This window comes from Nostoc sp. ChiQUE01b (assembly GCF_034531255.1).
Taxonomy (GTDB): Bacteria; Cyanobacteriota; Cyanobacteriia; order Cyanobacteriales; family Nostocaceae; genus Nostoc.
Genome location: NZ_JAVRBM010000035.1, coordinates 26,184 through 46,857, shown reverse-complemented (window position 1 = coordinate 46,857; position 20,674 = coordinate 26,184). Strand labels below are relative to the sequence as shown.

At 40.4% G+C, this 20,674-nt stretch carries 20 protein-coding genes and 2 pseudogenes; 12 read left to right on the top strand and 10 right to left on the bottom strand.

The window, feature by feature from the left end:
* The first annotated feature begins 59 nt into the window (after positions 1-59).
* The 6 genes from lysA (at position 60) to RMY63_RS22000 (ending at position 4,425) form a co-directional block, all read left to right on the top strand.
* Positions 60-1,469, top strand: coding sequence for a diaminopimelate decarboxylase (gene lysA, locus RMY63_RS22025; protein WP_322730753.1), 1,410 nt, complete (start codon positions 60-62; stop codon positions 1,467-1,469).
* A gap of 108 nt (positions 1,470-1,577) precedes the next feature.
* The gene (gene cdaA / locus RMY63_RS22020; RefSeq protein ID WP_322730752.1) at positions 1,578-2,501 is read left to right on the top strand and encodes a diadenylate cyclase CdaA; all 924 of its coding nucleotides are present in this window, start codon (positions 1,578-1,580) and stop codon (positions 2,499-2,501) included.
* Positions 2,498-3,247: an isoprenyl transferase gene (locus RMY63_RS22015; RefSeq protein ID WP_322730751.1), complete on the top strand. Its 750-nt coding sequence runs from the start codon at positions 2,498-2,500 to the stop codon at positions 3,245-3,247. Before cdaA ends, RMY63_RS22015 begins: the two co-directional genes overlap by 4 nt.
* Before the next feature lie 154 nt (positions 3,248-3,401).
* Positions 3,402-3,701, top strand: coding sequence for a hypothetical protein (locus RMY63_RS22010; protein WP_322730750.1), 300 nt, complete (start codon positions 3,402-3,404; stop codon positions 3,699-3,701).
* Positions 3,698-4,126 (top strand): type II toxin-antitoxin system VapC family toxin, encoded by a 429-nt coding sequence (locus RMY63_RS22005; RefSeq protein WP_322730749.1) that lies wholly within the window; start codon positions 3,698-3,700, stop codon positions 4,124-4,126. The genes RMY63_RS22010 and RMY63_RS22005 overlap by 4 nt, the downstream gene beginning before the upstream one ends.
* 155 nt (positions 4,127-4,281) lie before the next feature.
* The gene (locus RMY63_RS22000; RefSeq protein WP_322730748.1) at positions 4,282-4,425 is read left to right on the top strand and encodes a hypothetical protein; all 144 of its coding nucleotides are present in this window, start codon (positions 4,282-4,284) and stop codon (positions 4,423-4,425) included.
* Positions 4,426-4,648: 223 nt separating this feature from the next.
* Here RMY63_RS22000 and RMY63_RS21995 read toward each other — a convergent pair whose 3' ends face one another.
* Both RMY63_RS21995 and RMY63_RS21990 read right to left on the bottom strand, forming a co-directional pair.
* Positions 4,649-5,665, bottom strand: a complete 1,017-nt coding sequence (locus RMY63_RS21995) for a potassium channel protein (protein WP_322730747.1) — start codon at positions 5,663-5,665, stop codon at positions 4,649-4,651.
* A 242-nt stretch (positions 5,666-5,907) separates the two neighbouring features.
* Entirely contained in the window at positions 5,908-6,087 is a 180-nt protein-coding gene (locus tag RMY63_RS21990) for a hypothetical protein (protein ID WP_322695359.1), read from the bottom strand.
* Between the two features lie 125 nt (positions 6,088-6,212).
* Here RMY63_RS21990 and RMY63_RS21985 point away from each other — a divergent pair, with 125 nt between their 5' ends.
* The 3 genes from RMY63_RS21985 to RMY63_RS21975 all read left to right on the top strand — a co-directional run bounded on the left by RMY63_RS21985 (position 6,213) and on the right by RMY63_RS21975 (position 8,878).
* Positions 6,213-6,590: a hypothetical protein gene (locus tag RMY63_RS21985; RefSeq protein WP_322730746.1), complete on the top strand. Its 378-nt coding sequence runs from the start codon at positions 6,213-6,215 to the stop codon at positions 6,588-6,590.
* Between the two features lie 252 nt (positions 6,591-6,842).
* Complete coding sequence (locus RMY63_RS21980) at positions 6,843-7,115, top strand: hypothetical protein (protein ID WP_322730745.1); 273 nt, start codon at positions 6,843-6,845, stop codon at positions 7,113-7,115.
* A 479-nt stretch (positions 7,116-7,594) separates the two neighbouring features.
* Positions 7,595-8,878: an aspartate aminotransferase family protein gene (locus RMY63_RS21975; RefSeq protein WP_322730744.1), complete on the top strand. Its 1,284-nt coding sequence runs from the start codon at positions 7,595-7,597 to the stop codon at positions 8,876-8,878.
* 47 nt (positions 8,879-8,925) lie between these two features.
* On the opposite strand, the gene RMY63_RS21970 is transcribed toward RMY63_RS21975, so the two are convergent.
* The 3 genes from RMY63_RS21970 to RMY63_RS21960 all read right to left on the bottom strand — a co-directional run bounded on the left by RMY63_RS21970 (position 8,926) and on the right by RMY63_RS21960 (position 10,804).
* Positions 8,926-9,531: a DUF4129 domain-containing protein gene (locus tag RMY63_RS21970; protein WP_322730743.1), complete on the bottom strand. Its 606-nt coding sequence runs from the start codon at positions 9,529-9,531 to the stop codon at positions 8,926-8,928.
* Positions 9,532-9,755: 224 nt separating this feature from the next.
* Positions 9,756-10,241 carry a DUF2243 domain-containing protein gene (locus RMY63_RS21965; protein ID WP_322730742.1) on the bottom strand — a complete coding sequence of 162 codons (486 nt, stop codon included), beginning with the start codon at positions 10,239-10,241 and terminating at the stop codon, positions 9,756-9,758.
* 125 nt (positions 10,242-10,366) lie between these two features.
* A complete protein-coding gene (locus RMY63_RS21960) occupies positions 10,367-10,804 on the bottom strand; it encodes an RrF2 family transcriptional regulator (protein ID WP_292819127.1) in 438 nt (145 codons plus the stop codon).
* Positions 10,805-11,342: 538 nt separating this feature from the next.
* Between RMY63_RS21960 and RMY63_RS21955 the strand changes: the two genes are divergently transcribed.
* Positions 11,343-12,566 carry an SEFIR domain-containing protein gene (locus tag RMY63_RS21955; protein ID WP_322730741.1) on the top strand — a complete coding sequence of 408 codons (1,224 nt, stop codon included), beginning with the start codon at positions 11,343-11,345 and terminating at the stop codon, positions 12,564-12,566.
* 219 nt (positions 12,567-12,785) lie between these two features.
* Here RMY63_RS21955 and RMY63_RS21950 read toward each other — a convergent pair whose 3' ends face one another.
* From RMY63_RS21950 to RMY63_RS21930, 5 genes and pseudogenes are all read right to left on the bottom strand, one after another.
* Positions 12,786-15,746: a tetratricopeptide repeat protein gene (locus RMY63_RS21950; protein ID WP_322730791.1), complete on the bottom strand. Its 2,961-nt coding sequence runs from the start codon at positions 15,744-15,746 to the stop codon at positions 12,786-12,788.
* Between the two features lie 165 nt (positions 15,747-15,911).
* Positions 15,912-16,511 (bottom strand): annotated as a pseudogene (locus RMY63_RS21945) (S1 family peptidase); the annotation flags it as partial.
* A 250-nt stretch (positions 16,512-16,761) separates the two neighbouring features.
* Positions 16,762-17,286 carry a COP23 domain-containing protein gene (locus RMY63_RS21940; protein ID WP_322730740.1) on the bottom strand — a complete coding sequence of 175 codons (525 nt, stop codon included), beginning with the start codon at positions 17,284-17,286 and terminating at the stop codon, positions 16,762-16,764.
* A gap of 205 nt (positions 17,287-17,491) precedes the next feature.
* The gene (locus RMY63_RS21935; RefSeq protein WP_322730739.1) at positions 17,492-17,680 is read right to left on the bottom strand and encodes a site-specific integrase; all 189 of its coding nucleotides are present in this window, start codon (positions 17,678-17,680) and stop codon (positions 17,492-17,494) included.
* Between the two features lie 27 nt (positions 17,681-17,707).
* Positions 17,708-19,057, bottom strand: coding sequence for an ATP-binding protein (locus tag RMY63_RS21930; protein WP_322730738.1), 1,350 nt, complete (start codon positions 19,055-19,057; stop codon positions 17,708-17,710).
* 437 nt (positions 19,058-19,494) lie between these two features.
* Between RMY63_RS21930 and RMY63_RS21925 the strand changes: the two are divergent.
* Positions 19,495-20,121 (top strand): annotated as a pseudogene (locus tag RMY63_RS21925) (hypothetical protein); the annotation flags it as partial.
* A gap of 149 nt (positions 20,122-20,270) precedes the next feature.
* Positions 20,271-20,672 (top strand): transposase, encoded by a 402-nt coding sequence (locus RMY63_RS21920; RefSeq protein ID WP_322730736.1) that lies wholly within the window; start codon positions 20,271-20,273, stop codon positions 20,670-20,672.
* Positions 20,673-20,674 lie beyond the last annotated feature (2 nt).

The following is a 20,674-nucleotide window of genomic DNA, read 5'->3' as shown; positions in this document are numbered from 1 at the left end:
CTGGGAATTGGGAGATGAACTCAAAGCCCGTAATTTGAACAAGGAAAATTTTTATAGTTATGGTATCGACTCACCCCACTGGGGTTCAACATTCTGGAAGTCAATATTTACCTCAAAGGCGTGACACCAACGCAAATCCATCGCCCAATCAAGAACTTTTACCCTTGACTGCCAGAGTTCATGATCATGACCTCTTGGAGATTGGTGGGTGTGATGTCACAACCCTAGTTGAGCAATTTGGTTCACCTTTATATATTTTAGATGAAGAAACCTTGCGTTCGGCTTGTCAGCAGTACCGAGATACTTTCAAGCAATACTACAAGGGCGAATCTCAAGTATTGTACGCCTCAAAAGCTTGGAATTGTTTAGCAGTTTGTGCGATCGCGGCTTCTGTTGGATTAGGAATAGATGTAGCATCTGGGGGAGAGCTCTACACCGCCCTACAAGCGGGTGTCAGTGCTGATAAAATCTACCTTCATAACAATAACAAATCTCGTGAGGAACTAATTTTTGCCATAGAATCCGGTTGCACTATTGTGGTGGATAACTGGCACGAGTTACGTACTATAGTAGAAATTGTAGAGAAGTTGTATACAACTCTACAAAAACCTCGAATTATGTTGCGGTTGACTCCAGGTATTGAATGTCATACGCACGAATATATCCGCACGGGACAACTAGATAGTAAATTTGGCTTTGATCCCAATCAGCTAGGGGAATTGTTTGCTTTTGTCAGTCAACAATCTGTCATTAACTGCGTAGGGTTACATGCTCATATCGGTTCCCAAATTTTTGAGCGCCAACCGCATCAAGATTTAGCTGCTCTCATGGTGCAGTGGCTGCGAGATGCCGCAAAGTATGGTTTAAAGATTACAGAGTTAAATGTTGGTGGCGGTTTAGGGATTAAGTATATAGAATCAGACGATCCCCCTAGCATTGAAGAGTGGGTGAAGGCGATTTGTGAAGTAATTCAAGCAGCTTGTGCAGCCGAAAACCTGCCTTTGCCGAAATTACTGAGTGAACCAGGGCGATCGCTAATTGCCACGGCTTGCGTTACTGCTTATACTATTGGTTCATCCAAAGTTATTCCAGAAATTCGTACCTACGTGGCAATTGATGGCGGAATGTCTGACAATCCCCGCCCGATTACTTACCAATCAGTTTATCGGGCAGTCATTGCCAATAAAATGTCTTCTCCCTTAACCCAAACAGTCACAATTGCTGGTAAACATTGTGAATCAGGAGATATTCTGATTGAAAATGCACTACTTCCAAAGACTGAACCAGGGGATATTCTCGTAGTTATGGGAACTGGTGCGTACAATTACAGTATGGCATCTAACTACAACCGCTTGCCCCGACCGGCAGCAGTCGTAGTGGCGAATGGCGAAGCAAATTTAATTTTGCAACGTGAAACTTATGAAGATTTAATTCGACAAGATCGCCTACCAGAAAGACTAAAAAAATAGTCATTTGTCCTTGGTCATTAGTCATTAGCCAGGAACTAATTACAAATGACTAATGACTAATGACTAATGACTAATTGTAATTAGAGACAAAAGTTTAATCCAGATGTCATGAGAGATTGGTGGAAGCAATGGCTGACAAACCTGGGGTGGTCACAGTCCTTGCTACTTGGGACTCTGGATATTGTCTTAGTGCTGGCGCTGACGTACATGATACTAGTTATTATTAGTGAGCGCCGGACACTATGGATGGTGCGGGGATTCATTATCTTAATGCTAGCCTCAGGACTAAGTGGCAGATTCGGACTACCTCTGCTAAGTTTTGTACTAGAAAAGTTGGTGATTGGTTGTGCTGTGGCGATGGCAGTTGCTCTACAGTCAGAATTTCGGCGGTTTCTGGAGCAATTGGGGCGTGGTGAATTCCGCCAGCTGTTTCAACCCGACCGTCTGGCAATCCCCAAATCTGATAGTGTAATTGATGAAATTGTTGAGGCTGTTAAAGAATTGTCAAAAAACCGCATTGGAGCTTTATTAATTGTGGAAACCACAGGGCCAATTGATGAGCGAGATTTTTCTGTGCCAGGGGTAAAGCTAAATGCGGAAGTTTCTAAAGAACTAATCCAGACAATTTTTCAGCCGAAAACTTTGTTACACGATGGAGCGACATTGATTCGTGGCTCACGGATTGTGTCATCGGGTATAATTTTACCACTTTCGGGACGCACAGCCTCGCGCCAGTTGGGAACACGCCACCGGGCAGCAATGGGAATTACTGAGCGGGTCGAAAATTGCATTTGTGTCGTTGTCTCTGAAGAAACGGGTTCTATTTCCTTAGCGGAACGGGGAACCCTAAATAGACCGCTGACGATTAGGACGCTGAAAGAGTCATTAGAGGCTGTTTTGTCTCCAACCGTAGATAGGGAAGCAGGTGCTCCTGGTCTGTTGAGTTTTGTTCGTCGGATAGGTGGGAAGACACTAGCACTAGTTTCACGTTTACTCAGATTACCATCGACCGCTTCTCGAGATAAAAAATGACAGCACAACAAACTAAACTGCAAGATTTACCTACTGATTTAAAACGAGAATTATTGCCGCAGCACGTTGCGGTGATTATGGATGGTAATGGTCGATGGGCTAAACGTCAGGGTCTACCCCGAATTATGGGTCATAAACGAGGAGTAGACGCTCTTAAGGATTTACTTCGCTGTTGTCAGGATTGGGGAATTCAGGCGTTGACAGCTTATGCTTTTTCAACGGAGAACTGGAAAAGACCGCAGGAAGAAGTAGATTTTTTGATGACTCTATTTCAAAGAGTTTTGCGCCAAGAACTGCGGGAAATGGTCGAAGAGAATGTTCAAATTAAGTTTGTCGGGAATTTGCAAGACCTGCCACGATCGCTCCAACAAGAAATATCCCGTTCAATGGAAGAAACTAAGGATAATCGTGGTATCCGGTTTTCGGTAGCAACTAATTATGGCGGACGGCAAGAAATTTTACAAGCTTGTCAGGCGATCGCAAAGCAAGTCCAGCAAGGTATGCTACAACCCGATGAAATTAATGAACAGGTGTTTGAAAGGCACTTGTACACAGCCGGAATTACTGACCCAGATTTGTTAATTCGCACCAGTGGAGAAATGCGCCTTTCAAATTTTCTTCTCTGGCAAATGGCTTATGGAGAAATTTATATTACCGATGCTTTCTGGCCCGATTTTGACCGGGCTGAGTTTCACCGCGCCCTGTGTGCCTATCAGCAACGAGAACGGCGATTTGGGAAAGTTTAGCGAATGGGAATAAGGTAAGCTGTTGTGTCTTTAATTTTCCAGAGTGTTCTTGTTGCAACAAGGGTTTGTTAGCGTTTCTCTATATCTTGGAAAAATTAGATACAATTGTAATAAAAGAAAATGTAATTTTATCAGGTCGAGGTAAATAAATCTTGTGGATAACTGGAATATTTTATTAGAAACTACAGCTGATGGTTTTACTACAGCTACTGTCCTAGAAGTTCCTGATTGCCAAATAAAAGATAAAACGAAACTTGGTGCAGTTGAAAAAGTTCAGCAGCTATTACAAAAACGTCTAGCCAAAGCCGAAATTTTTAAGATTCCAGCGCCAATACAAGCACTGGAAGAGGAGAATCCTTTAATGAAGTTTGCTGGAATTTTTCAGGACGATCCAGATTTTATGGAAATTATCAAAGAAATGAGAGCAGAACGCGAAGATAACAGTGAAATATGAGCTTATGGATTATCGATACTGACCAGGCTTCACTGTTTCTAGCTGGAAATAAGTCAATCATTGCTCAAGTTGCAACGCATTCTAATAATGTAGCAATTACCGTGATTACTGTGCAAGAGCTATTTAATGGTTGGACTGGGAGATTGAATGATCCTGCACAAGCTAATAATCTTGCTCACCTTTACACCAAGCTGTGGGAAACTACCGAGTTTTTCAAGGTAATAACTGTTTTTAATTTTGACAAAAATGCCGAAAATCGCTATCAAATATTAAGGCAAAGCTCTAAGGCTCTAGCAAAAAAGAGAATTGAAAAAGACCTACGAATTGCATCAATTGCTTTGGCTCAGAATGCAACAATCGTTACACGTAATTACAAAGATTTTTCACAAATTCCAAACCTGAAAATAGAAAATTGGGCAGAGTGAAAATTTCATAAAAGCGATAACGATGAGCGATCGCACTACAATATTGGCGATTTATTTGTCCGCTCATGGAAAACCAAAACGCGATCACTCACTAGGTTTGTAGCATTTATGTATTAGAAACGTACTCACCCAAAAAACTCAATGAGCGATCGCTTGTGCCAATTTCATTAATCCACTCCCAAAATCCCAAAACGCGAATCGCATTTTCTGGTAGCGATCGTTTGACTTTTAAGATAGTCGCTAGAAGATTGGTGATGCCTGCGGCGGTAAACTACGCATTTAGCATTCATAGTGCGTAGACGCACAGCGGCTTGTCGATAGACATCGCCCTCCTGCCTTTTCAACCGCGATTGCATCTCAACTCAAACGATGAGCGATCGCACTGCTGAACTTTTCCACGATCACTAATTTAGAAACTTGGCTTGCAGAAAATAGCTAGGCGATCGCATTTATACCAAGGGATTGGGGATTGGGTGAAAAGTCTTTTTGTGTCTAAGTTTTATCATCTGTTAAAAAATAAAATCAGTTATTTTTCGGTTGTCGCAGTTTCTTGGAATTCATTGGGCCGAGAATTTGATTCAGGCTACGCAACTGCTCTGCTGTACCCATACCAATTAGCCGATCTCCCGGCATTAAAATCGTATCGCCAGTGGGGCCACCGATTAAAGTCCCATCAACACGGTGAATTGCCAGAACCAATGCCCCAGATTGCGATCGCAATCTCGCCTTTTGCAAACTTTGACCCACAACAGGACAGAAAGCCGGGTCGAGTAAAAATTCTTCCATATACAACTGGCGGTCTGCACCTGTCAAAATCCCATCTACAAAGTCTAACACCTGGGGTCTGAGTGCCGCAGCAGCCATCCGCTTCCCACCAGTAATATAGGGGGATATCACTTCATCTGCGCCACCGCGTCGTAACTTCTGCAAAGCTTCTTCTGTACTTGCTCGTGCGATCACCCGAATTCCTGAATTCAGTGTTTTTGCTGATAAAACAATATATAAATTTTCAGCATCAGAAGGAAGGGCTGCAACAATACACATCGCCCGTTCAATACCAACTTTTAGGAGTGTGTCATCTAATGTAGCGTCACCTTGGTATGCTGTATAACCTTCAGCCTGCGCCCTTTGTATTGATTCCGTCTCCGAATCAATTACTACAAAAGCTACACCTTCTGTCCGAAATTCCTTGGCAATTTGCCGACCAGTCCGACTAAATCCACAGATGATGTAATGTTCTGATAAGGATTCCATTAACCGCCTCTGTTGTTGTAGCCGAATTCCTTGTTGAAAATAGCCTTGAATGATCGCTTCTGTAAATCTGTTGACAATGTAACCGATATTGACTACACCCAACAAAATCAGGGCAATTGTAAATAATCGTCCTCGGCTACCTAGTGGATGCGTCTCTCCATATCCCACAGTTGCTAAAGTGATGATTGTCATGTAAGCCGCATCTTCCCATGACCACCCCTCCACTAACGAGTACCACAAAGTGCCAATAAAGAAAACACCACCAAGAGCGATCGCCCCAGCCATCAACTCCTTTTGGATACGTTGATATTTTTGCTCAAGTGTTGAGAATGAGGTAACAATAGTACTTTTAACCTACTTTTTCTAGTTTTCTATTAACTTTAAAGTTATCTATAGTTATTTAAACAGATATCAAAAGAAACATTTAAAAGTAAGTAGGCAACGAAAAGAGTATTGCAAGAGATTGGCGTACTCCATCATCCAATCTAACGATTTGAGTGTCAAACTAATAGTCCAATAACTCAGGACTACTTACCTTTTTTCTTATCTAGTGCTTCTTGGATAGCGCGTCTACAGAATTCTGGAGGATCTTCTTGTGCTTTCACCTCTTCCTTCATTTCCTTAGTAACCCGAAAGTTCAGTTGTTCGGTTAGTTCTTTACTTGGTTGATTTCCAAAATTTTCAGGTTTACCTTTAGGGTTAGGCATTGTTGAGAGATGTGAAAAACGCTTGAATCGATGTTAACAACGAAATAAAGTTTAAATCGGTAGGTATCATCCCTGGAAAAGTTGTTACCTACCGATACCACTTTTACAAGAGGTAACTCTATTTTATGTTCACGCGTTCCGAGTTAGAAATCAAAACTATCCCAGAATTACGCGACTTATGCCGTGGATACGGTATTAAGCCTACAGGAAGTGCAGCATACAAAGTCAGCTACATGACTTCTCTGATGGCATTTCCTCAGCTAGCACTCCAGCAGGTAAGAGAAGGAAGGGGATTAAAATCTCCTGGATTTAGCGTCATTCAATTTTTTGAAGGGGTGATAGATGAAATGAATTCACCCACAGATGAGCAAGCAGCACTGATCAAAATAACCTTGGAAGGTAGGAGAATGGCTTACCCCGATAGGTTTGACCAAGAGAACTTGCTGAATTTGCACAAAGCTAAGATGCACCTTGAAATGTTTGTTGGGCTACTAAGCCAGTAACATTTTCAATTTATCGCTAAACTCCCTTCATCGCAGAGGGGAGTTTTTTTGTACTTATCTCTTATACCTCTGAAGTTGTTCAAGTAATACTCCAAAAACTAAACAGAACCCTTCTTGATGTAAAGGGGTTTCAGATGTGAGACTTTAAAGCTATGAGAGCGCTTCCAAAGCAGGAAAGGTAAGAAAAGTGGGAAAAGTAGGGAATTTTGTATCAATAGTTTACTAGTTTGTTGATATGCAGTAATCTGATGTATGGAATACATAATTAAATATTTATTAGAGAAACTCATGGCTGACATTAAAATCACTGATTTACACAAAACTGATGCAAAAGCCCCACTGATGGAAGAACTGTCCGAGGAGGAAATGAGCGCAGTGCTAGGAGGAGCAGGAGATGGAATACAGAACGATTTTGCGGGGACGGGGTTTATGTTCAGTGTAGGCAACCTTATCGTGAGCGGTGGGAGCAGAGTGAAGTTGTTTAACCAGAATTCTGATAACGCAGCAGATCCAAGTAGTACATAATAGTACACAACTTCTTTCATAAAAGTAATCAATAGTTTTGAAAATAATAGTTTAAAAACTAATACCTTTTGGGAGCTTTCCTAGAGGGTATTAACTATGATGGAGTGATTTCACTTGAGCGATGCTACAGCTTTCCCACACACAGCAAGGGTAATTTCTTCATGTACCCTAGCACCGTTAAAACCCCAGGTTAGACAGCAGTTGACGAGTGAAGTATGTACTCCGTAAGAAAACCCCTGGACTCTATGCAAGACTTGCGGTGCCTAAGTTGGGCTGCGCCTATGCAAATTGCCTGTCGCTCATACTCTTGCTCAAGCGTTGAGTAAAAAGTTTTTTTTAACCACCGCCGTGCGTTCGAGGTTATATAAGCGTTAGCTTAAGAAGAAGTACGAGCTGTGCATAAATAAAAAGTATTTTTTAGGGATTTCTAGGAAACTAGTAAATAACTATATAATGAAAAACTTTCAGGAGGAGCGGTAGTGAGCCTACAAACTCTCGTTGACCAAGCCACCATCCCCCCAGATTCAGGGTCTGTAGCATCTAGTCCCTTTGATACAGATAGCTTTAATGAAGCTGTCATGTCTACCTACGCTCGGTTTCCCTTAGCCCTAGAACGGGGCGCTGGATGCCGGGTTTGGGATACGCAGGGGCAGGAATATCTGGACTTTGTAGCGGGAATTGCTACTTGTACTTTAGGACATGCCCACCCAGCGATGGTAGAAGCGGTAACACGCCAAATCCAAAAGCTGCACCATGTCTCTAATTTGTATTACATTCCTGAGCAAGGTGAATTGGCAAAATGGCTTGTCGATCATTCCTGTGCCGATCGCGTATTTTTCTGCAACTCTGGAGCTGAAGCTAACGAAGCTGCAATTAAACTGGCGCGGAAATACGCCCACACAGTATTAGACATTGAAAAACCGATTATTCTAACCGCCAATGCCAGTTTCCACGGAAGGACTTTGGCAACGATTACCGCTACAGCACAACCGAAGTATCAAAAGTACTTTGATCCCTTAGTTCCTGGGTTCCACTACGTAAATTACAACGATATTAACGCTGTGGAAGTGGCGATTAGCGAGTTGGATGAAGGCGATTATCGGGTAGCGGCGATTCTGATCGAGCCATTGCAGGGAGAAGGCGGTGTACGTCCAGGAGATGTTGCCTATTTCAAAAAGCTCCGGAAAATTTGCGATGAAACTGGCGTTTTGTTGATTTTTGACGAAGTGCAAGTTGGTATGGGGCGTAGCGGCAAATTATGGGCTTACGAACATCTCGGCGTTGAACCGGATATTTTCACCAGTGCTAAAGGCTTAGGTGGGGGTGTCCCCATCGGTGCAATGATGAGCAAGAAATTCTGCGACGTTTTTCAACCAGGGGAACACGCCAGTACCTTTGGCGGTAATCCTTTTGTGTGTGGTGTAGCACTCAGTGTTTGCCAGACATTGGAACGAGAAAATATTTTGCAGAATGTGCAAGACAGGGGCGAACAGTTGCGATCTGGATTGAAAGCGATTGCAACGAAATATCCTCAGCATATTAGCGAAGTTAGGGGTTGGGGTTTAATCAACGGTTTGGAATTACGAGCCGATATTCAAATAACCGCAGCAGATATCGTCAATGCTGCCATCAAAGAGGGCGTATTGCTAGTACCAGCCGGGCCAAAAGTAGTCCGATTTGTGCCACCACTTATTGTTACAGAGGCGGAAGTCAATACTGCTTTGGAAGCTGTGGATCGAGCGATCGCGATTTTTACCAAATAGAATATTGTTTGTTTTGTGTAGAGACGTTGCAATGCAGCGTCTCTTTTTCATTCCGGGGAAATTTCTCGATAAGCTTGCCGACACTGCTCATAATTGTCTGGCAAAATCTCGGCATTCCCAAAACATAATTGCTCGTGAGTGGTAATTAAAGTTTCATAAGGTTGTATGGGAGTCACAGACGATCGCAGCAATTGCAGATATTCTCCATCAGTACGGCTGAGTTTGTGGGGTGCGATCGCATTTTTATCCAACTGCTGCAACATTGCTAAATAAACACAACGGCAAGCCTCACGGTAATTACCTTGACGATAAAATTCTTGCGATCGCTCCAACAAAAGAGCAATGGATGACTCATTGGAGCGAGTTTTTACGCGAAAATCAGTAAGATTGCCACTTCTATTTAGCCAAGAATATATATAGGGACTGAATTCTCGCCATAATCGCCAACCTACCCACGCTATAAATAATCCCAGTACCAGCCAAAACAGGAATTTCAGCAATTCACCAAGCCTTGGGCTAATTGACCATCCAGTAGGCAATTCGGGTATTGCCTGTTCAAAGCGGTAAAACTGGTATTCCCACCATTCACCCGCTTGTTGTTGGAATTGAGACAAATGCCAACTCCAGCTAGTTTTTTCAAAAGTATCTGTCATAAGGGGGAGTGGGGGGCAGGGGGCAGGGGAGCAGGGGAGCAGGGGAGAAGTAGCAGTAAGTCTTTCCCCTCTGCCCCTTGTGCCCAATGCCCCTCAAGAGTGCTGAGTCATGTTAGCGGTAGCGGGGCGTTTAGCCCGTACTGAGTGCTGAGTTGGGAATCTTGCTTCTTTACTCAGGACTCGGAACTCGGAAAAAAGGAACTGTTTTGCCCCATGCCCAATGACTAATGACTAATGACTCTTGACTTTTTTATCATTAGCCAGCCGATGACAACAAGTAGCGCACCGAATGCCAGAAATCCTAAATCCCAAGCTAACTCATTTGGGCCTGGTTTGACATGATGGACACCGAGAATTTGGTGGTCAATTAAACCTTCAACCAAGTCGAACAACCCAGTCCCAATCAGTATCGATCCAATAAAGGTTTGTGATGACCAAGGAACATCATCACGTCTTCCAGCACCCCATAATAACACAAGTCCTGTCACGGTGAATACCCAATCTAAGGTATGAAATAACCCATCCCATACCATGTTCAAATCTATATTCGCCCTATTTGTCAGAGGTCTAATGTTACTGAGCATGTGATGCCACTGGAGGATTTGATGCAGTAAAATTCCATCTATAAAGCCTCCAAGACCCACACCAAGAAAAATTCCAGCAGTGATTAGTGGTGCGTGTCGGTTGAGGATTTCACTTTTTGCCTCCATTGTCAACCTCATAGATAGGTTTTTTCCCAAAATACAACTCTTTTAAGAGAAATATCTTCTATCTTGAGGCAAGTACGATCATTCAATTTACTAATTACGAATTAGTAATGATTTGGTCATCCTTCCTAAATGTAATACATTAGTTCCTTCTGTTCTCGGATTGATCTTCGTTCACAAAGGTCTTGGAGTGTATATTTTTCCAAAACGGAGTTAGCAGCCTGACGTGCTTCTTGCCAAACTTCCTGAATTAGCTCACCTTCTACCGTGTTGGGAGTCGGCTCACAGGGAGAGACAACAATATCTGACCCTTCCATGCAGCTAAAAGCATCCAAGACTGTAATCTTTCCGGGATCTCGTGCCAGAACATAGCCACCTTTGGCTCCGCGTATACTCTTAATTAAACCTCCACGTCTTAATGTTGCCAGGAGTTGTTCTAAATAGCGGTTTGGGATGTCTTGCAATGCCGCTATCTCTCGAATTTGTAAGGCTTCACCGTTAGGGTAGCAGGTTGCCAACTCTAACAGGGCTAGAAGTGCATATTCTGATTTGTTAGAGATTACCACAGGCGCAATATTTTAAGCTCATATTTAAAGATACAAAGTTTTTGAGTTCGTTTCCCTAAGCGACTGCGAAGAAAAACTTTACAATCAACCTATTGTTGACCGGCTAACTCTACTTTAAAGACCTTCTAGCATACAAGCAATTACTTTTTTTTTTAAATTCGATAAATAAAAGTGATTGATGAGAGTACACAGTCTTCCTAATTTGTCTAAGTCCCGGTAGCAGGACTATATTGCTATAATCCCGCTCCCGCAGAGAGCGTAACGAATTGAACGTTAGGAAAATATTTGAAATGGTCTGTAAATATTAATTATTTTGGTATTCAAGAAAAAAATATGTGTTTTATTATAATTACAATACTCAAAGAAATAGCTTAAGATACTTTTGTCCAAATAAATGTGAATAAATTATATAACATTTATGGACATCGCCTTATTCATCTTGATCCGAGATGTTCGACGTGAAAGTTGTACATCTCGGATCAATACTGATTGATATGGCTTAAAATAATAACCATTTTTATTCAAACCCAACAATAGCATGAATTCCGTTTCTAACGCCCCAAAGGTTTTCATTAGCTACAGTCATGATTCACAGGAGCATAGAGACAAGGTTTTAGACCTCGCCAACCGTTTGCGGGCTGAAGGAGTTGATTGCAACATCGACCAGTATGAAGAATCATCTTCGGAGGGGTGGCCCCGATGGATGATGAACCAACTAGAATGGGCTGATTTTATAGTTGTAGTTTGCACCGAGCAGTACGATCGCAGATTTCGAGGTCGGGAAGAACTAGGTATAGGACGAGGAGTCACTTGGGAAGGAGCAATTATTACTCAAGAACTCTACGATTCCCATGCAAAAAGCACAAAGTTTGTCCCCATTATACTTTCTTCTACGGATGGAAACTTTATTCCTATTATGATTCGCGGGTTTAGTCGGTACGATTTGTATACCGAAGAGGGATATCAAGCCTTCTACCGCCGTCTTACCAATCAACCGCTTAACCTGAAACCCCCATTGGGTAAGAAGGTAGAGCTTGCACCGCGTGTATTACCAGCATTACCGCCACGCGAACGCAAACAAACTTTCGACTATCAGAACACTCTGAATCAGCAAAAATCTGGAACCAGAGTTGTAGTCCCAGAAGTATCCCAGAATAGCAATGTCACTCCTGAGACCAAAACAAAAAACAATAAAGTGATAATTACTCGTCAGCTTGCGCTATTTATTGGCATTATCACCTTTGTTTCTAGTTTACTTATATTCCCTTTTTTAAAAAATCCTTTTTTGTTTTATGATTCCAATCAAGATTTTAATCAAGATTCTAATCAAAATTATAAAGTTAGCATAGAATATCCCCCAAATTGGCAAGCTAGAAAAGGAGACCCAATTAAAGGTGAAATTGCTAAATTCGTCTCTGAGAAAGAAAATCAATTTGATACTTTTCAAGAATATGTCCTAATTAGTATTGACACTCCAGAATCACCAAAAACATTAGACGAATATACCCAAAAAACCGTTAATCAAATTAGTCATGAATTGACAAAGGATATTATTTCTCCACATCCAGTACTGTTAGCTGGTAAGGAAGCGCGTCAAATAATATACACAGAAAAATCTCAAGGGCAGAGTTATAAAAAAAAACAAATTTGGACGTTAAATAACGATAAATTTTATGTCATTACCTATGTGGCGAAACAGGATAAGTTTTCTCAATTCGAGCCAAAAGTACAGCACATGATTAATTCGTTTAAAATCGATTAATGCTACAACTCCCATCACCAGCCGCCACGTTACACCTGAAAGTCTTACTACAAAATGGTTACAAAAATAAAGGTGACAGCTTGGCCACTTTTACCCCATTTACGGTAATATATCCTATCTTGTTTCGTTTTTTTTATTTTAAATTAGACAGAGAGTAATAGCATCACAACTATACAGGATTTATCATGGATTAGGTAAACGATATTTAATCATAGAAGACTACTTCTGAAGTTCTCTTACTTTGTCCATTACTATTTTGTACATTTCCTTATTATCTTGTTGCTGATACAATTCTGCGGATTTTTGAAAATCTTCACTCGCTCTCTGTTTATCTCCTTGTTTAGCGTAAGCAAGTCCTCGATTGTAGTAAACTTCAGCAAATTTAGAGTCAAAAATTTGCGCTCTGATGATGCTTACATTAAAAGCACTTTTGTCAGCGTGGATCGCTCTCAATTTTACAGATGTTCCCACTTTGCCACGAATTAGTTGAACCGCCTGTTCTAAATTCATACCGGTAGTAGACTTACCATCTATTGCTAAAATTTGATCCCCTGGTTTCAGTCCACCTCTTTGAGCGGGAGAATTTTTAATTATCTCAGTAACTATCAATACTTTCGTTTGCGGATTAAGTTCTGTTTTAACACCTATCCCTGAAAATTCTTGAGGACGCAACACTTGAGTGTAATCCTCAATCGCTTCTTTGTATTGCTTCAAATCCGCACGTACCAATCCTCGATAATAGTAAGCATCTAGCGAATTAGGTTGTAGACGTAATACTGTGTTAAAATCTTCAATCGCTTTTTGCTTTTCATCTTTCTGAGCTAAGGCGAAGGCGATGGCTCGACCAAAATAGGCTTCTGCATAGTTAGCTTTAAGGCGAATCGCTTCGTTATAATTAGTAATCGCTCCATCATAATCTCCTTGGCTACGGCGAGCGTTAGCTCTTTTTAGGTAGACTTCTGCATCTTGAGTATTTAATCCTTCCTTGCTGGAATTATCTTGGCTTACTTCCTTAACCTTCGTAGCAGTAAACTCACCATTTTGAGTTCTTCCAGCAATATTATTAGCTCCAGCCTCAAGAGTATATACACCTTTCAATTTATCATTTCCTATAAATTCAATTTTCACTTTAGTATCAAAAAAACCAGCAGTTTCTAAAGTGCCAACAATTCCTGATAAATCCGCAACATTATTTGAATTTATAACTCCTTCAAGTAGTCCCTCTCCATTAAGCCCTTGAGTAAACTCTATTTGAACTTTAATTTTACGAGATTTAAAATCTATTTCAGCTATCTTTATAGTGACATGACCAGGATATTTATAAGTTGTATTTAAAGCATTTCCTTGATATGTAGCAACATTTCGTAAATCAACATTTGATGAAAAACTTTGAATCTCTTGTATTCTAGCCTGTGCTTGTTTTGAAAAGAAATCTTTTCCTTGTTCTGTAAATAGTCTCACAGCTTGTTGAAAATTTTCTAAGGCTGCCTTGGGATTTTCTATCTTATAATTAGCAAGCCCTCTAGAATAATAAAATTCTCCAATCAATGGATTAATTTTAAGGGCTTTATCATAATATCTAATAGCTTCTTGATAGTCTCCTTCGTTATAATAAATTCCACCCCATCTAAAATAAAAATACGGATTTTTGGGGTCAAGTTGTATTGCTTTTCCTAAGTCATTTATTCCTTGCTGTTTATCTTCTAAATAATATCTAAAAATACCTCTGTTGAAATAGCCCCCAGCATAATATGGGGCAATTTGAATAGCTTTGTTGAAATAATCTAAGGCTGCATTTTTATTTCCCGATGTATATTCTTCATGACCCAGACTTATATATGCATCAGCATAGTCGGGAGAAATCTCTATAACTTTTTTAAAATCTGCGATGGCTTGCTGTCTACGTCCTAAATAACCGTAAACTAAACCCCGATTATAGTATGCCAAAGGATGAGGTTTAATTCCAATTGCCTTGTCATAAGCTATAATAGCATCTTCATAACGTCCCAATGTTTGCAGTACAGTTCCTTGCCAAATATAAACAAGTAAATCCTCGGGCTTCAGTGCGATCGCTTTTTCAAATGATTCCAAAGCCTCTTTATATCTGTTTAAATTGATTAAAGCTTGACCTCTACCTCGCCAAGCAGGAGCAAATTCTTTCTTACTTTCCTGGCTAGCTTGAATTGCTTTATTAAAAGCATCTAAAGCTTCTGAGTATTTTTCTTGACTTAATAGCGACAATCCACGCGCATACCAGGCTTCATAGAGTTTAGGACTGATTCTTATCGCTTGATCAAAAGCTGCCAGTGCATCTTCATAGTTAGATAAACGCCACTGCTGATTACCAAAATTAAGCCAAGCGACTGCATCGCTATTATCTGTTGGTTGTTTTAACTTAAGTAAAGCTTTAACTATAGAATTTTGTTCTTTATCTGTTAGTGGTAATGGTTGTTTGTTGTAAATTTTTAGTTGCCCTGACTCTATCCCTGTGTGAGTAAGTAAACTCAAAAAGGTACTAATTGGAATACCAAGGCTATAACCAAGATTCATGGTACGACGGCCATAGCCAGCTTGTTCAACCACTACCTCTGCTTCTGCTCTTCCGTGAATTCCAATAACATCTCCACGAGAATCTAAAATAGGTCCACCGCTAACTCCACCCTCAGTAACGTTAGTATAAACTAAACCATAGCCGTAAGTTAAACGAACTGGGTCTTTCGCCTGTAAAATTCCCCATTGTTTCTCGAAAAGAGTTCCAGCAGTGAATAGAGGAATAATTTTTCCCTCATTTGGTTTTGAGCCTACCCATCCAGAAACGAAAACTAAACCACCCTTTTTTTCTAAATCATGGTTCGCCAGAGTTGCAACTTGGTAGTTTTCGCTGCTAGTAAATTGCAATACTGCTAGGTCTACTGATAGTTTTTTCACTGTGTTGTCGCTAACTTTAACTATATGGCTATTTCCATCAGGGGTGACAACTTTAACTTCCAAATTAGTTTGATCTCGCAACACATGTTCAGCAGTTAGTACATAGTAAGTATTTTCCTTCTTGGCAATAATAACCCCTGAACCGTTACCCTTTGGCAATTTGATTAAGACTGTTATCTCTTGAGCAATGCTATTTACCTCATTTGCTATTGCAGGTAGTCCTTCATTCGAGGGGCTATTTGACGCAGGCAAGGCATCCTGCGAAATATATTGGGGAGCTAGTTGAGCTATTGTCTGAATTGGAATTCCCCAACTGTAGCGGCTCATTAAATCACGCTCTGCGGGGGTGGGTTGAGAACCATCCTCATAAATGTAAGGATTGCCCCACAGGGGATTCGCATGGATGCCATTGATACCAATAACTTTTCCTTGACGATTGAGTATCGGACCTCCGCTCATACCCTTCTCAATATCGTTGCTATACCCTATCCGATAACCTTCTTTGAGAGCCTGCTGTGGCACTAGCCTTACTTTTCCTTCTGTAAAGACAAATCCATTTGACTGAGATGGGTCACTATCAAAAGGGAATCCTGCGGAAAATATTTGCTCGTTGACTGCTATTGTCGATAAATTACCTAAAGAAGCCACGGCATAATTAGCATTGCCACGAAATTCCAAAAAAACTAAATCCTTACCTTTAAAGTTAATTCCTTTGACTAAATTTGCTTGATAGATGCGACCATCAGGAGTCTGAATGCGAGACATTTGTCCTCGCTTTAAAACATGTTGATTGGTCAAAACAGTATAAAACTCTCCGTTTTTCTTAATTAAAACCCCCGATCCTCCACTATCTCCAGATAAAATTTTGACTGTTATCGACTGAGCTAATTGTTTCAGTTGCGTTTGAGGCAACTGAAGAGTAGGTTGTTGAGCAACAACTCTTGGAGCAGAAACACAAACATAAATTACCTGTACAGGCAGTATTAGTAATACTCCTATCCAAGTAACTAACGCCATTGATTGATTAATGCCCTGTTGTCTCATATTGATTTATAGCCCTCGAAATATAATATTTTTCCCATTGCATTCCAATACTAGGTGAGCTTTACCTAGCCGAGGTAAGAGGCTCAGTATAGCTAGCAGTAATCAAGCAGGAATCCTAATATATTGAGATGTAAAAATGGTTAATACACCCAAATTTAATACTGAATATACAAATTCTTGTACCCAGCTAGGAAAGCAAAGTAGCAACTAAAAATGCTTGAAATTACTCATTTTTTTGTACTAAGTCTAACTTTTTTTGTATGTCGTAGTAGTACTGAATAGAACCATCTTGTTTTTGAGTGAGCGGGCCTTCCGCACGAAAACCCACACCTATAAGTTTTTGAATGACTTCATCAGGATTTTCACCATGTCTTAACGTGAGCAGCAACTGACTACAAGGAGCTCCATAATCACTGGTAGCGCATATAACTGGTTGACCGCTCATAATTCCACTCGTGATGAATTTTAGAACTTCTTTTTCAGAAGCAATCTGAAATCTACTAGAAACCTCTTTACAACGTGATTCTGGGGTATACTCACCACCCCAGTTTTTTGACCAGCGAATTACTGCTATCTTTTTTCCAGTTTCAGTACGTGCATAGGTAGTAGGTGTGCCATCTCTACTTTTGCCGCAGGAGTAAGTTGTTGTTGTTTGTGCCTGAGCCAAGCTTGGATAATTGATTGTAGCAATATAGCTAAAGGCAACTGTACTGAGGGCTAAGACCGTAACAAATAACTTTAGTCGCATAGTTTTATGACACTTTTGTGTTTAGCTTTGAAACTCTTTAAATTCAAAAATTAGATTGTATGTATCAACTCTAGTATGTATATTTTCGTAAAAAAAGAAGAAGGATAAATTTAATATTTGGTTTTTAATTTAAGTAATATACACTACTTGCTAAAGGAACAATGATTTTTACAATATAAATCTTCACATTGAGAGCGATCGCTAATTAAAACGGCTCAGACCATCGCTTAACTAAAACTTCTCCAGAACTCCTATCAGGGCTAACGTGCAGATATTTATTCGTAGTATCCAAACTTGTATGCCCTAAAGTAGCCCTCACCAAATGCACCGGAACACCTTCTTCGATTGCGTGGGTAGCATGACTGTGCCTAAACCAGTGGGCTGAAACATTCATGGCAAGCAAAATTTTGAGTGCAAGCCGCTATACATGGAAATTTCTCGAAAATGGGAGAATGACTGTAAAGGTAGTTCCGGCACCGATCGCACTTTCGACTGTAATCTCGCCGCCGTGTAAATCTACAGCTTGCTTGACGATGGACATCCCCAATCCCATTCCTGGGATATTCACTGTATTAGTAGCGCGATGGAAGGGTTCAAAGATGTGTTCAATGTCAGAAAGGGGAATGCCAATACCAGAGTCTTGAGTCTGAAATATAGCTTGCTGGTTGCTAGTGGTTACAGAAAACCTAACGGTACTATCAAGGGGAGAGTATTTTAGACAATTCGACAATAAATTACTCAAGATTTGCCGTAGTAGTTTGGCGTCTAAATTAGCCCTTGTACATTGGCACTCACTGCTAAAAACGATCGCGTGTTGTGAGCGATCGCTCTGTTGTAATTCTTCTAATAAATCGCGGCAAAATTCTACTAAATTTATGGGTGTTGGGTTAAACTCTAACTTGCCTGTTTCATCCTGACTCAGTACCAATACATCATTCAATAACTGGGTTATATGCATCACTGATTTTTGAATGCGGCGCAGGTGGGTATGTTGTCGCTGTTCGCTCCAGAGGTGGCGATAATGTTCTAAAAGTTCTGCAGAAGAGTGGATGGTAGCCAAAGGGGTGCGAAACTCATGGGAGGTGATGGTAAGCAAACGGGATTTAAGTTCGCTAAACTGCCTTTCTTTAGCAAGTGCTTGTCGCATCGCCTCTTCTGCCCATTGCAGCTTGGCTTGGGTTCGCTTACTTTCGCTAATATCGCGTAATAGCCAGCGTAGACCAACTAACTTACTATATTGATTATGGATAGCAACTACCTTAACCGCAGCCATAATAGGTGTTTTGTCACACGGTCGCAGGTTGACTTCCCACTCTTGCATTTTCCAGTCTGGAAATTGGGTGCGATCGCGCAGATGAGTTATTTTTAAATGAAAAGCAATTATTTCTTTCTCAAGTACAAAAATCCCTATGGATTTGCCCAACAACAAACTTTTAGAAATGTTAAGCAGAGTGGTAGCGGCTGAGTTAGCTTCCTGAATTATCCCTTTTGTATCAGTCACAAAATAAGCGTCTGGTACTTCCTCAAATAGTTCTTGGTAGCGCTGACCTTGTGCTACCAAGGCTTGTTGAGTATTGGATAATTCTTCATTCTGCTGCTTTAAATCTTCATTTACTAGTTGGAGTTCTTCCAAAGCTAGGTAAACTTCTTTGAATACTGCGTTGACGAGTTCAATATCTGCTTGTACTTTTTGCTGTTCACTCTGGCGTTGCAAGAGGGCGACGCGCTTACGCATATTCTCTATCTGCAAAGCTAAATCGTCCAAATTCACGCTCTTGCTCCTAAATTTTAAAGTTGGGTTTTATTTTAGATTCCCTACTTGGACGATCTTAACTTTTGGAGTTTAGCAGTTATCAGTAATTTTAGTGTAGTTTTAGGTAATTTTTATTTTTTGGGGCGATTAGGACTGAATACAGCAGAATTCAGAAGTAAAACACTCTTTCTAGCTGGTTTTAAGACGAATCGTTGTGTAATATCATGTCCGCATAATTAGTTATGATTTCCACAGCGGCACGCGTTGCTAACCCTCAGATTCCAGACAATCCGACTATATCTGGAAAACTAGTACCAATGGTTTATTCGCTGCATCTGCACGGCGAACCTTCTAAAGTACCAGCTGATACAACTATCGATGCCATGCGTGGACACGGTAGGATACACACCACCAGAGGTGTAGATTACCAAAAAACTTATGGTGTCAAAGAAGGAGATATTGCGATCGCCCAAATAGCTACCCAGTTTATCGGTAAATCAGCTGCGCCACCTGAAACATCTTCAAGCACTCGGAATTACGAGCAAGCATGGGGAGAACGCGCCAACACAGGAAATTACTCGAAAGACGACATCATTATGGTATCCGGTTCTCAACCCAGAATACAGCAGGTTGGAGCGATGGATAACATTACCCTGCGGATGAAAGCTAATACAGTGCAAAATCTTCAAGACTGGTATGTAGCATCTGAAAAACTCGGTAAATCAGAAACATATCTCAATAGAATTCATGAGATAACTGATTTATACATCAAAGAAAATATCAGTCTTGAGAACGCTTTTAAGGCAATGGAGCAAGATATTAAGGAGCTAGAAAAAATTAATGAAATGACCAGTCTTGCCCAAAGTTTAGTTAAAATCATTGGACAGGAAGATATCAATGGCATTATGTCAGTACAAACAGAAAAATACCAAATTGCTACAAAAGCCCAAGACAAAATTTACTTACTTAAAGATAAAAATGACAACATATTATTATATGTCAAAGAAGGAAAAACCCAAGTAAGTAACATCACTGATGAAACATTACAGGATTTTCAACTCATGAATTTCCGTATAATCTGAATCAAAAGAAATAAAAGGAATTATTCAAAAAATAAGTAGTGGATTATATGAGATAACTTTAGCTAATGATAGTCGTGAACAACTTCAATCTTGACAAGAAATCTTGTCACAGAAATTAAATGAAATTGGTAAGTTAATGGGATAAGTTTTTGGGGCAAAAAGAGCGATCGCAGGTCAACAACCAGCTACGGGTGAGAGGATCACATCTTAATACTGATTGTTTTCAGATATTTATCAATCTAGTTTCTCAACAGTTTACTGATTCAGTACTAATTATTCAACTCGATAATGGTGCATTTCATAAAGCCAAACGTCTTCAGGTACCAAATAACATCATTTTATTATTTCAGCCTGCACATTCTCCTGAATTAAATCCAATTGACCAGGTTTGGCAATATATTAAGCGCCGACTTCGTTGGTTATTACCTAAAAACCTCGATGATTTACGTGCTGCTCTCTATCTTGAAATTGGAAAATTAACCAAACCAATTATTGCATCTATAGCCCAAAGGCAATATCTTATGGTGGCTTTATCTGTAGCCGGATTTTAGAG